This window comes from Spirochaeta cellobiosiphila DSM 17781 (genome assembly GCF_000426705.1).
Classification (GTDB): domain Bacteria; phylum Spirochaetota; class Spirochaetia; order DSM-17781; family DSM-17781; genus Spirochaeta_E; species Spirochaeta_E cellobiosiphila.
The window spans coordinates 82,388-95,652 of record NZ_AUFW01000018.1; the positions used below are offsets into that span (position 1 = coordinate 82,388).

Here is a 13,265-nt window from a genome sequence, read left to right on the forward strand (position 1 = left end):
TCCTCTCATCAGTTCATATTTAGTTACTAGACTAATTATGGTGTTTGTGTTGGTGTTTCAGCTGCATTAGGATCTTCATCAGCAGACTGATCCATCTTCTTCTGTTCTAAATATCTAAGAACTTGAAGATTACCAAGTCTTTGCATTTCAGCCTTTCTTCTTTCACTCTCTTTCTGATCCAAGATTCCCCATACGGACTCATCATCAACATCAGTTTCAAGGTCAAGAACAGCCTTATCATAAGTTACTTTAATATCCTTTACATAAGTTACGAAATCACCACCATCATCTGCGGCATCTCGTTGAATCAAGATTCCCTTAAGTTTAACTAAGGGAGATGTTTTAGGATATAATGGTCTAGTATAAAGCTCTCTGTTTCGTACCTGATTAACATAATTTGGATTACTCCAAGATAGTGTTCTCCATCCATCAAACTCCAAACTAGCAATAGGAAGTATTTCATCTTCACCATCCTCATTCTCAAGAACTACGGATAATTTGTGAGGGAAATTACGACCCAATACACTAATAGTTAAGTTTTTCAGAACTCCCACATTCTTTACAACACCAAACCCAGTGAATTTCTCACCTCGTTCGGCTCCTTCAGTATTTTCATCTGTTGCATAAGCAGGAATTGTGAAGGGAGGTACAATCATTGCCCAAGAGTTAAAAGCTTCTTCTGGAAACTTTATCCTCACTCCCATAACTGTGCTTCCAGCGTACATCTTTGATGTTTCGCTTACAGGCGCTTCTTTAATTAGGGAGTTAGCTTGATTGTCGATGAAAGCTGAAGAGGAGGCTAAATCTACTTCCCAGTTTTCAATGGCCAAAGATATCTTCATCTCAGCTTTTTCTTCATCAGTGTAACTTGACCCTGCTACAGTACTGTAGTCAGTGACTGTTGGCTGATGCTCACCAGTATCGTCGGCTACAAGCTCGGCAAAGTCGATGAGAACGCTTTCCTCAGCAAAGGCCATTCCACTCAGTAGGAGAAACACACTCACTAAAATAAGGTAGAACCGTTTCATCCAGTGCTCCTTTAACGTAAAATCGTTCATTTTGTTTAAAGTATTACGGAAGGACAATCGTTTGTCAACGAATAAAAATATTTTTCCCTCTGTATTTTCAACGTAAAAAAATCAGCTACCATAAGGTCTTTCGAAGGGCGTTTGACCTTCAATTGTTATAACTATTTCCTTCACAGAAGGGAAGTTAAAACGTACTGTTTTTTCAATCCCATTGTAGACTTTATCTACATAAGAACTCTGATCCTCGTGACCGAGAATGACGGACTTTGATAAATCCAGATAGAGTTTCTTATCCCGTAATATGACAGCCTTCAGTTTTGATCCCCGGGGAACTAGCAATGTATTTTGATACTCAGCAGGTCCCAAGAACAGCTCTTTAACTACCAAACGGATTGCTTCTTCCCGGTCTTTCCTTTGTGGAACATACCGAACTTCTCCAATCAGTTCACGAGAAATCCCTCTAGGAAAAAATAACATCCTCCTAACCCTTTTATCGTCGGATATGTTCATAAAAATCACACTAATTATAAGAAAAACAGAAAGAAATGACAAAATTGTCCAAAAAAGCTTTTTATCTTTAATCACTCATTACTCCGTGAAGGCTTTTGATCGCTCAAAGTATTCCGTAAAATTAACGATGCCATTATAGAGGCCGGTACAGATTTTATTCAAGTACGAATCTTGATGTAGTTTTAAGGCTTCTTCTTTGTTACTAATAAAACCTATTTCTACAAGTACTGACGGCATATTGGCTTTACGGACAACATACCAGCTTTCTTCTTTCAAACCTCTATTATTTGAAGCTTGACCTAGTTGGGATTCCATATTCTCCAATATGTTTTGTGCCAAGATAATTCCTTCAATGAAGAATTGATCTTCCATCATGCTATTAAATATTGGGTAATAATCTTTAACCTTTTCCTCTAGACTACTAGGGTCCAAAACTTCTCGTCTATAATCAGTAGGTAAATGCCAAACTTCGAATCCAGTAGATTTAGGGTTCAGACTAGCATTCACATGAACTGATATGTATATTATTGCTTGATTAGAAGCTAGATTTTGCTTATTAGCTAACTCTACCCTATCTTCCAATGTTGGATAGACATCTTTATTTCTAGTTAACAGAATCTTTTTGTCCGGATACTTCTTTTTCAATCTATTAAATAGATCCAGAGATACTTGCAGGACAATGTCCTTTTCTTTCATTACCACTTTTTTGTGCTCTATCTCATAAGTTCTCATAGCCCCAGAGTCTTTACCACCGTGCCCCGGATCTATGATAATTACTGCTATTTCAGGAGACAAAGTGTTATTTGAATGGTCATTAGTAGTAATCTCACCTAATTGAAAATATTCACGAATCTTACTTTGAGTCCTGTCATCAATGATGATCCGCCCATCCTGGATCCTAACATTACTTCCTTCCCATAAGGTTTGCCCCATCAGTAAAAAAGGATTGTTCCATTGTCCATTCAATTGCTTATGACTATCAGATAGAGTAAACATATATGATAGGGGCTGAATTAACAATTCTAGTCCATTTTGTTGTGAAAAATATTCTAAATCTACATCAGCCCCAAAAACATTTCCTACATATAGTAGAAAAAGAAAAAAAGGGATAATTAACTTACCCATATTGATAATTTACCTTCTTTTCTTCCACCTGTCTATAAACCAAAGGCCCCCTTGAACACTTCCACGTAAAACAGATTGGCTAAATCCCACTGGTAATACAGCTCCTACTTTTTGAGGTAAACCAGTAATCCTAGATAATTGTTCCAAGGATTCACTAAGGCTTCTCCCTTGCCAATCCAGACGTCCTTCAGGTTTCATGTAATAAGGTATAAATTGTAGAAACGCATCCTCTTTTTCAACACATAATGAGAGAGAAAGAGGGTAATTAGGATGCAAAGGTCTTTTACTACCAAGTAAATATTCATAAGTCAAATCATTGTCTGTATCTAAACGTGGTACGACGCGACTAGCTAGTTCTTTAGCAGAACGAACATCAGCGCATCTAAAAATGAAATTTATACACTTTTGAACATTGTTAACAGGAAAATGAACATCACTACCCACTGGCTTTTGAATAAAATGATCCATATACAAATGATCTTTAGTAATCTCGTCTAACCCAATGTAATCAATGACCGTACCTGGTAGACTAATAATGGCTCTCTCCTGGATACTCTGATAGCTGTCCGCCTGAGGTTCTTCTGGATTTTTACCTAAAGCCAGGTCCATAGCAACTTCCGTAGGTGATACACCAGAATGATAAGGATACGTCCACCCAGACATATATCCTCCAGACAATCGAGCAGCGATCTCACCAATATAAGCTTTTCCTTTGTACCATTTTAGATCTCCTTTAGCTGCACCTCTACTTATACCTAAAGCAAGTGCCGCTTGATGAAGAGCTGTCCATAATTCCTTTTGTACAGCTTCATTAGCATGACTTGGGAAATTGTGACCCATTTCAATAAAATAAGGAGGAAACTGAATATCACGATCAGCCAAACCACAAGGAAGGAAATGGCCTTCATAAATAAGGCTATCCAGACTAAACTCAGGACCATCCATATATTCTTCTACGATGACTTGACCAGAAGCAGAGAAAACAAGGGCTTCAGAAATACCTTGTGATAATTCTTCATCAGAATTAACGAGTATAACTCCCCTAGCACCCATATTATCAACTGGTTTTACAACAAGAGGAAAAGGAATATCAACCCTATCGTTAGGCGAATAGACTATCCTATATTCCGGCACATTCAGTCCATTTTTTTTAAGAATCTTACGCATTATTCCTTTGTCTTTGGCACCTAAAGCCACTTCAAAAGGAATACCGGGCAAATCTAAATCTTCTGCTATCCATGCAACAGTAGTAGAGAAGTCGGTTCCTGCTGTAAACACACCATCTAAGGCATGCAGACGATGTAATTCTCTGGCTTTTAATAAACTAGCATCTCGATCACTAATATCAATTGTATAGAATTCATCAGCTTTATCCTTACATACTGCATTTTGATTACCATCAAAAGCTATTGTTTTATAGCCTTTACTTCGAGCAATATCATAAATAGGAGCTTGCATTGAACCAGCTCCAAGAACAAGTAAAATCACTTAATTTTTTCTCCATAAACTTCAAAAGTATCGCCTAGTCCAAATATTTGACTCACGGCAGACTTAAAAGGTATACACTTAGGAAATCTTTCAGGATGGTGTCCTGTAATCCTAATATGTCTAACTTTAAAGCCATAATCCATTAAAATCTTTTTACATAAAGAAGGTTCCCAAATAGTAAAATGATCGTCTGGGCTAGCTTGTAAAAAATTTTTCAGATTTATTTTTCGACTGATTCCTTCTCCATTTGGTGTCGAAAAACAAAAGAATCCACCTAAAGGAAGAAGCGACCTAACTTTATTAAGAAGAGCACGCAAATCCCTGAAATGCTCAATAACATACCACATCGTAACCCCTTGTAACTCTATATTCCGATTCCAATCTAATATATTGTCTTGATAAGCTTCTATTCCAAGACCTTTTGTCACATAATCTACAGCATCTTGAGCTATATCCATACCGACCGGGTTAAAACCCTGATCTTTTAAAGCCTTTACAAAGGGTCCATAAGCACATCCAATATCTAATACATTCTTTTTTTCATCTATAGTCCAAAATTTTTTTATAATTTGGATACGATCTAAACCCATTTTATGTATATGTTCAAAATCATCGAGATAGGTTTTTCCATATTGCTTTTCATAATCTTTAAAGAAATAATCCTTTGAATAAATCTTTTCTTTCTGTCCTAAGTAATTCAAATATAAAAAACCGCAATCACTACAGCGATAATAGTTTTTGACAGGGAAACGTTGTAGAACTCGTGCATTATTACTATGACAATGGGGGCAAGTATTCATGGTTATATTTAACTCTCCTATTAACTGTTTGATTGATCTATGATTTTTAAAAGAATCTTTCCATATACCTTCAGGAACCTCTAGATCATTCCATAATTGATAAAATTTTTTCTCTGTTGGTATAGACTGACCTAATGAAGGAATCCCCTGCATTTTTGTAATTTCTTCATGATAAGAAGAAGGATTTAAAGCCAAAACAGGTGTGTTATTAGCCAAACTATTAATCAAAGTCAAACCATAACTCATTATACCTCTACTATAATCACTAACTTTGTTATCTAAGTCTTTTATATAAGATAGGATTTCCCATTTATGCGGAAGGATATCAGGTTTATTCTCTGAAAGGTCTTTACTTATCCAGGTGACCTTTGTTTTCTTTAGTGGCCAAGAGAGAGCCTCATAATAAAGCTGCCGTGTTAATTGCTGATGATCTTCACCACCTAGAAAAACTAAAACTCCCTTATCGTGTTGCCCGTTTCCTTTTTTAATATTCCAAGATACTTGTATGCTGTTAGCCTGATAGATAAAGGGAGGAATCGTATCAACGACATATTGAGCCCAATATCTAAGTTCGGTATTACCTTCATCCAAAGCAACTAAAGGACCATGATTTCTCCATAAATGATAATCATCTAAAGGACACTCTCTTTGGTCCATTATTATAATATCACCTTCTATAGGGTCCCTTATTATATGAGCTTTATCAATAAGTTCCGGAAACCGTTCGTTCCAATAATCTAGTCCATATTTATCTTTCGTAGTCAATAGAGGTATGTAAATATACCAATGATACTTAGCTGACCATCGAAGACAACGTACTAAATGACCGGTCCCATTATCCTTCCTTATAGAAGGAACAAGTACTACTGTTGAATCAACCAATGCTGTAAATCCTCGAAACTTATAGGTTCTTTATGATACAAGGAGTTAAATATTTTCTTTATATAGTCATAGTCTTCCTGAGTATCCATAGTTACAGAACTATTCCACAAACGATATCTAACATCAACAAGTGGTTTGTGGATTCTAAACTTATCCGGATTCTCATAGAGATAAGGCATAACATGTTCGCGATGATAAGGTTGTGTGCTTTCCGTCCAGGCCCTCTTTAAGGCAGAGGCCTTAACAACTTCTACACCAGTACCAATAGGAAGACCTTGATAACCGCAGTAATCGGCGTCCTTTAATTGCCTTTGTTCAATAGCTTTGATAGCCCATTCATAACTGACAAGAGGATTGTCGCCCGTAGCACGTATTATCTCTTCTACTTCATAAGTTAATGAAGCTTTATAGTATCTGTCCAAAACATCACTCTTACTCCCAATATAGAGATCCCAGCCCTCATTATTAACAATATCTGCTAATGCGGATTGGGAATCTTCCGTTGTCAACACTACATGATAATCTGTTGGAATTAAAGATAAACTTCTCATGGCATGAACAACTGCTGGAATACCCATAATAGGTTTTAAGGCTTTATTCGGTAATCTTGTAGAATCTAAACGCACCTGTAAGAAAACAGCATTACTCATTATTTGCTCCCCACAACTCTACTACATTGCGCGAGTCTCTCATGAACCTATATTTATATAATTCGACCCATTTTCTGGTATTCATAAATAATTGCCAATCATGATACAGTTGTCCTTTAAGACCAAACAAGAAAGGCAACAGATTGTTCATATGTATAATACCATGATCTCCTTGATAGGATACGGCAAGGTTTTTTAGGTAAAAAAGTTTATATTCCTGATCTAAAGTTGTATCTTCCTGAAAGCTGTCCTCCATATAACTAAATCGTAGTTCACGTCCCCAGCGAATGCTCTTCCCCCACATATAAGCTCTAAATCCAAAATCCATCCTTTGCCAGTAAGAATTAGCAAATCGAACATCAAAACCTCCTAGTTCTATATAGTCATCTTTGTTGTACAGCCCAATATAATCAAAAGGATATAAGGTTGAGAAATCATTACCGCCAGGTGTGAGAAATAGTGTTTTAAGTTGTTTTTTGTAGTTAGCAGGAGCAACAAAAGAAGGGAGGAGTTCTTCTTTTGAATTAAATAATTGAGGCACCATACATAACTCTTTGTGCTTGATTAGACGATCAAAAATCTTATCTGTCATCAGATGAGGACGTATTTGAAGATCATTCCACACCACCAAAGCATAAGGTGCTTTTATTTCTAGAAAGGCGATATTTAAAGCTTCTCCAACAGAAATAACTTTAGGAATATTTACAAAACGTAATCGATTATAAGAGGATGATAATTCCTCAAGGTCAGTATGTATTTTATTTATTTCAATAGATAAGATTTCACTGAAACAAAGTCGATGTAGTTCTTCAAAGTAATCTTTTCTGAACGGGGCACCTCCTCTACTGAGAACAATTAAGGCAGGATTATTATTACTATCTTGTAATGTGAGATCACCAATTACTGTATACACAGTGTTCTCATTCTTAAAAGTTGAATGTATAATATTCATCACATTCCTTACATAATGAGGGATATTTTTTATTTACTTGAAGCTGATAATACTCATCACCTTTATTCCAAATATTAGTTAGGTTGTCGTTGAATATATTACCGAGAACAAAATCTCCTTCAAAGGAATCCTTACAGGGCAGACCAGAGCCATCAACCATAAAATACAATTCCCGTTTAACATGCCAACAAACTCTTCTTATTAAAGGAGATAAATCAGTCACTTTTCGCTCTTTTAATCGATGACTATAGTGATTATATTTTTGAATAATAATATTCTCTGTTTTCTCTCGCCATCGACGAAAGAAAGGTTCGAGATGCTCTTCATATTCTTGGAGCCTTGTTACCTGAATATAGAACTCATTAGGATTGTGGGTAAGCATATAATCACAAAATTGAATAGCCGCATCTAATTTACAGCCACGTATTTTTTCATATAAAGAAGGAACATCAGAATCAAGATAAAGAATCCACTTTAATCTAGGAATTGATCCTCCTTTATATAATTCATTTAATAAATCTATATCCCAGGAGGTTCCATTCGTTTCAATAACTAGTTCAATCGTTGGAAATCCCAGAGTCATCCTAATAATGTCATAAATATGGGGATGTAAAGCCGGTTCCCCCCATAAACCCAAGGTAATAACAGCCTTCGGAGTTAGTCCAACTATACCTTCAAGAATTGTTTGCCATTGATCTATTGCTATATGCTTTTGCGATTTTAAATGATCAGGAAATTTCTTGTAATAGATATCATATTCCGGATCTTGATTATTGCCTTGATATATCTGAAAGACATAATGAGAGGGTAAACCTCTTAACAGATATTGATATTCTTCTAAATGATTAATAATTTTTTCATGGTCTTCATTAGTTGCAGCAGCCAATCGCTCAGCAACAGTAAAATTTTGTAGATTATTACATGTAAGATTTAAACGCAAATATCGATAGTCTATCCCAGATATCTTTGTTTCTATATCAAAGGAGTTGATATCAATCATTAAGGTTTCAAAAAAACTATTTCGTTCTATACTTCGCTCTTTCTTCGCTAATTTTTCTAATTGAGGAAGTATAGAAACGGATATTATTTCGGGAGAGAGTCCAATGGGATATCCATCAGCAAAACTATATTCTGCAAAATATTTAAAATGGTTATCTAACATCTCCTTAGTTAGATTGCTATCATAGAAAGGTGAATCGCTAAAACAGTACAAGATAGCATCATAACCTTGTGATATTTCCATCAGCTTTCTTAATAATTCGTCGAACGTTTTTATATTTTCTTCTAATGTCTCTACACCTGTTACTTGTTCCAGATCTTTGATATAAGAAAGAACCCTATCAAATGAAGAATCCCCCTTGTTAAACGATTGATGGATTAATTGTTGATTGAATCCTATGTTATTAATTACTGCTAATATTTTCATCATACTTTACCTATCGGTGTTTTCCCTTGACAGATTGATTGGTTCATTTCTAGACTCATATATATTCCCATAAGGGAGGTAAAATGTCACTTATATTGGCTTTTTTATGCATTTTTTTTATAGGATCCTGTCATCAGGACGGTCCTTCTTATGATCGACATGTTAAATATCAACTCAAAACCTTGGGCTTTCCTTATCAGATCGATGATGATGGAGATTTTCTTATCTATAGAGCTTTACCTGAAGGTAGGAAACAAAATGTTTGGGTTTCCTCTGTTCGAGAAAAAGATAGTGGTATTGTCTACAGAGAAATTTTTTCTATGGCTAAAGACTATAAAGGATTAGCGCCCTTAGAAGTCTCCAATAATTTGCTAATCCAAAATTATTCCGAAAATCGTCTTGGAGCATGGAGTCTACTACAAGTGGATAATTATTATATTTTACTTTATATAGTTAGGATCCCAGTGAACAACGACTCGAATTGGCTATATACAGCGATTACAGAAACAGCATTATCTGCTGATGATATGGAAAGAAGGCTATCTGATATAGATCAATACTAAGGAAGTTGATTACCTTCAATATTCATATTATTCTATATAAATGAACAGACTTACATTTACGCTCATTTTATTTTTTGGTTTTATTTATACAGTTTTTTCTCAAACTATTGAATTAGTAGATTACTCTATCTTACATCAGGATGAATACGATTATCTCATGACTGTCGATGTTACAATACCTGAAGGGCTATACCAAGGAGAGGATAGACAGTTCTTCAATATCTCTAGTCCAGAAAATAGTCCATGGTTGATCAAAAACATTGTGTATCCTTCAACAAATACAGTAAAACATGGTATTCCCTATTATGAAGGAACTATTAGTTTAGAAGTAGAACTTCGTTATATTCCATCAGATACTAGCTCAGAAACAAATTCAGTAAATCTCAATTATCAACTCTGTACAGATAAAGGTATTTGCTATTTCCCCAAGGGCTATGAAATAGCGATAGATATAAATCCTACCATAGACACAGGATCAAATAATCTATTGTACTATTTTCTTTTAGCCTTTATTGGTGGATTAATTCTTAATTTAATGCCTTGTGTCTTTCCCCTATTAACAATAAGAGTGTTGTCCTTTGTTAAAACAAAAGACGCCAAACCTTTAGAACGGGTTTTCCAGGCAAGCTTATACGGGATTGGGATTGTCATCACCTTTATACTTTTGGCTTTAATAATCATATTACTAAAAAACACAGGACAATTGGTAGGATGGGGATTTCAATTTCAAAATCCATGGTTTGTCTTTTTCCTTTCATTAGGAATATTTATTTTTAGTCTATCTCTATTTGATATGTATCACTGGGATTTTTCCCTAATGTCTAAACCACTACAAAAGAAAACATCAGGAAGATGGGGATCTTTTTTCTCAGGGATATTCGCAGTTATTGTTGCAACGCCATGTACAGCACCATTTATGGGTACAGCATTAGCTTTTGCTTTCACCCAATCAACCCTTATCATCTTAGGAATATTTATTTTTATGGGAATAGGTATGATGTTGCCCTATTTGCTACTAAGCTTTTTTCCACAACTGGTAAATAAGCTACCTAAATCTGGTGCCTGGATGGACATCTTTAAGAACATTATGGGTTTTATGTTGTTAGGTGTTAGTCTCTACCTACTAAACACCTTAATTTATCTTATAGAACCCAACCAATTTATCAAATCATTATTTTTTATCTTCATAATATACATGGAAATGTGGATAGGCAAACGCATATTTACTCCAAAGCATAAAGGAAGAACGAAAATAATAACATTTATTTTTTTACTTATAATAACAATAGGTTCCGCAGGAACTTTACTTAATTTTCATACCCTTAATGACCAGACTACAGATGTTGAATTAAGTCTCAGACCAGGCTGGAAAGTCTTTTCTGAGAAAGAATTTGACAGGTTAAGACAGATGGATACTCCAGTATTTGTTGATTTTTATGCTCAATGGTGTACTAATTGCAAATTTAATGAACTTGCTGTATTCAATACAGAGAGAGCAGATAATTTATTTAAAGTACTTGGAATACAACCGATGAAGGGAGATTTCACTAAATATGATCCAGTTATTGCAAAATGGTTAAATCAATGGGGAAAAATAGGACTTCCTGCTTATGGCTTGTATGTTCCAGGACAAGACGAACCAATTTTATTGCCTGAGATACTAACTTTTGATAATTTTGAAGATATTCTAAGAAAAGGAATGAAGCTATGAAAATAAAATATAATGCACCAATAACTCTTAATTTTGCCTTTATAGCAACTATTGTTTTACTATTGAACTCCTCCGTTTTACCTGGACTAACAGAAGGTTTATTTGTAGTACCCGGTCAAGGGGGGTTTGCTATTACAAATCCCTTAAGTTATCTAAGGCTATTTACTCATGTGATAGGTCATGCTAATTGGTCACATCTTCTTGGGAATTTTACTTTTATCTTATTATTAGGACCTGGTCTTGAGGAAAAGTATGGAAGTACAGATCTAATGGTTATGATTCTGATAACAGCTTTTATCACAGGAGCTCTTAATTCAATTCTATTCCCTACAGGATTATTAGGAGCCAGTGGAGTCGTTTTTATGATGATTTTATTAAGCTCATTTACCAATATTCGATCAGGAGAAATTCCCCTGACCTTCATATTGATTTTTTTACTATTCCTTTTAAAAGAAGTGATTAATGCTTTTCAAACAAATGACATAAGTGAATTCGCTCACATAGGTGGTGGTATTATAGGAAGCTTGTTCGGCTTTTTTAATCCTTCCAAGGAAAAATCAAATTCTTAATAGTTCGATGTCCAATCTCTTCTTTATCTTCCATTAATATAATTTTCCATGGGACTTTTTTAGAATTAGTCCCTGGATTCTCTTCTAAATAATCATATTTCTTCATTCTCATTTTTACGGCTTCTTGTTGAAAGTGGAAGATAGCAGAAATACCAGGAATTAATAGTGCAGTAAAGAGACTAACTAAAAAAATAAATATGCTTACAATAAAGACTGATATCGAAAAGAAAGTATTATCCATAAAAAAGAGGAAAGCCCTTTTTAGTACGGGTTTAGCTTTATCCTGTGCCTGTATATACATAGGAATATAAAACTGAAACACTAATGTAAATAATACAGCTAACCAAACAACCACTACAGCTGCTACTGCGGGCAATAAACCCTCCATTGAAGTATAAAAAGGAAGGCTAACAAAAGTGACTACAACAAATAAACCAATAAGTAATAGACTCCTAAAAGTTTTACCCATAGTTTGCTTGATATAAGGAAAAAGCTTTGCTAATTCGAATCTTCGGCCACCACCGGTAGTATCAAACATCATAAAAGATACACCGCCAGCATACAAGAAAGTAAAAATAATACCAGATACAGTTATAGCAACGGCTAAAGGAGGTATATTAATCACTAACCGTGGCACTAAAAATGTATAAGCACCAATTAGCATAAAACCTAGATTTAGGAATGCAGCAGAAAACAAGTTATCCCAAAAGTCATAAAAACTCTTCTTTATCAATAATCCAAACATAGGGGAAATATATCACGTCCCCCTATCGATGGCAAGTTAGACTTCTTTAATAATCCCTGATCGTTTCCAATGTGAAGATAAGTAAACAAGTGGGGTGTCCAATGCAGCAACTATCCACTTAAACAGATATGTTGTAATAAATATTTGCCAAAAAACACTTAGGGGATATACCCCCCAAAAAGCTATAAAGGTGAATACAGTCGTATCGATTAATTGACTAATCATTGTGCTTGCGTTATTACGCACCCATATATACTTTGTTTGAGGTAGCCTCTTTTTCCACATATTGTAGCTCCATATGTCATGAAGCTGTGACAACACATAGGCAATAAGACTAGCACCCACAACTCTTGGGAAAAAACCAAACAAGGTTACTAAACTCTCTTGAGAAAAGTCCGAAGATTCTGGTGTAAACCAAAGAGCGATATTCATAAGTAAAGTGATGCTTACCAACGATATGAAACCTAATATGACCGCCCTACGGGCATCTTTTTCATTATAGTTCTCGCTTAATATGTCTGTGACAAGAAAACTTGAAGCATAAACAATATTGCCCAAAGTGGTTGTCAAACCAAATAATTCAACTGTTTTAAGAACCTGAATATTTGCAACAATAGCGGATATAGGTACCCACATAAACAACCCTAATCGACCAAATAAACGGTACAATAATAAAATAAAACCAAAATTTACAGCTAGCATTATTACCCAAAGGACTTCATTGGGCATTGAAATGAGAGACATAAGTATTCCTCCGTCGTTTTGTTAAGGCGGGTAACTGCGACCGCCGGGGAATACTTATGCCATGAAATCAAA

The 13,265-nt window shown here is 35.1% G+C and carries 13 protein-coding genes; 3 read left to right on the forward strand and 10 right to left on the reverse strand.

What is annotated here, in order from left to right:
- Positions 1-35: 35 nt before the first annotated feature.
- From K345_RS0104165 to K345_RS0104200, 8 genes are all read right to left on the reverse strand, one after another.
- Positions 36-1,028: a flagellar filament outer layer protein FlaA gene (locus K345_RS0104165; protein WP_028973113.1), complete on the reverse strand. Its 993-nt coding sequence runs from the start codon at positions 1,026-1,028 to the stop codon at positions 36-38.
- A gap of 111 nt (positions 1,029-1,139) precedes the next feature.
- Positions 1,140-1,505 (reverse strand): GerMN domain-containing protein, encoded by a 366-nt coding sequence (locus tag K345_RS0104170; RefSeq protein ID WP_028973114.1) that lies wholly within the window; start codon positions 1,503-1,505, stop codon positions 1,140-1,142.
- 111 nt (positions 1,506-1,616) lie between these two features.
- The gene (locus K345_RS19655; RefSeq protein ID WP_053228049.1) at positions 1,617-2,663 is read right to left on the reverse strand and encodes an N-acetylmuramoyl-L-alanine amidase family protein; all 1,047 of its coding nucleotides are present in this window, start codon (positions 2,661-2,663) and stop codon (positions 1,617-1,619) included.
- Between the two features lie 9 nt (positions 2,664-2,672).
- Entirely contained in the window at positions 2,673-4,151 is a 1,479-nt protein-coding gene (locus K345_RS19660) for an ATP-grasp domain-containing protein (RefSeq protein ID WP_037571233.1), read from the reverse strand.
- A complete protein-coding gene (locus tag K345_RS0104185) occupies positions 4,148-5,833 on the reverse strand; it encodes a methyltransferase domain-containing protein (RefSeq protein WP_028973115.1) in 1,686 nt (561 codons plus the stop codon). Before K345_RS0104185 ends, K345_RS19660 begins: the two co-directional genes overlap by 4 nt.
- On the reverse strand, positions 5,815-6,483 hold the full coding sequence (locus tag K345_RS0104190) for a cytidylyltransferase domain-containing protein (protein WP_037571237.1): 669 nt from the start codon (positions 6,481-6,483) through the stop codon (positions 5,815-5,817). Before K345_RS0104190 ends, K345_RS0104185 begins: the two co-directional genes overlap by 19 nt.
- A complete protein-coding gene (locus K345_RS0104195) occupies positions 6,476-7,435 on the reverse strand; it encodes a hypothetical protein (RefSeq protein ID WP_028973117.1) in 960 nt (319 codons plus the stop codon). The genes K345_RS0104190 and K345_RS0104195 overlap by 8 nt, the downstream gene beginning before the upstream one ends.
- Positions 7,410-8,861, reverse strand: coding sequence for a spiro-SPASM protein (locus tag K345_RS0104200; protein WP_028973118.1), 1,452 nt, complete (start codon positions 8,859-8,861; stop codon positions 7,410-7,412). Before K345_RS0104200 ends, K345_RS0104195 begins: the two co-directional genes overlap by 26 nt.
- A gap of 83 nt (positions 8,862-8,944) precedes the next feature.
- Between K345_RS0104200 and K345_RS0104205 the strand changes: the two genes are divergently transcribed.
- From K345_RS0104205 to K345_RS0104215, 3 genes are read left to right on the forward strand one after another with little or no spacing between them, the layout of a single operon-like run.
- Positions 8,945-9,424, forward strand: coding sequence for a hypothetical protein (locus K345_RS0104205; RefSeq protein WP_028973119.1), 480 nt, complete (start codon positions 8,945-8,947; stop codon positions 9,422-9,424).
- 40 nt (positions 9,425-9,464) lie between these two features.
- A complete protein-coding gene (locus K345_RS0104210) occupies positions 9,465-11,135 on the forward strand; it encodes a protein-disulfide reductase DsbD family protein (protein ID WP_028973120.1) in 1,671 nt (556 codons plus the stop codon).
- On the forward strand, positions 11,132-11,704 hold the full coding sequence (locus tag K345_RS0104215) for a rhomboid family intramembrane serine protease (RefSeq protein WP_028973121.1): 573 nt from the start codon (positions 11,132-11,134) through the stop codon (positions 11,702-11,704). The genes K345_RS0104210 and K345_RS0104215 overlap by 4 nt, the downstream gene beginning before the upstream one ends.
- Here the strand turns inward: K345_RS0104215 and K345_RS0104220 are convergent.
- Positions 11,673-12,449, reverse strand: a complete 777-nt coding sequence (locus K345_RS0104220; protein WP_028973122.1) for a hypothetical protein — start codon at positions 12,447-12,449, stop codon at positions 11,673-11,675. The genes K345_RS0104215 and K345_RS0104220 overlap by 32 nt on opposite strands.
- A gap of 36 nt (positions 12,450-12,485) precedes the next feature.
- The gene (locus K345_RS0104225) at positions 12,486-13,193 is read right to left on the reverse strand and encodes a queuosine precursor transporter (RefSeq protein ID WP_245584600.1); all 708 of its coding nucleotides are present in this window, start codon (positions 13,191-13,193) and stop codon (positions 12,486-12,488) included.
- Between the last annotated feature and the right edge of the window lie 72 nt (positions 13,194-13,265).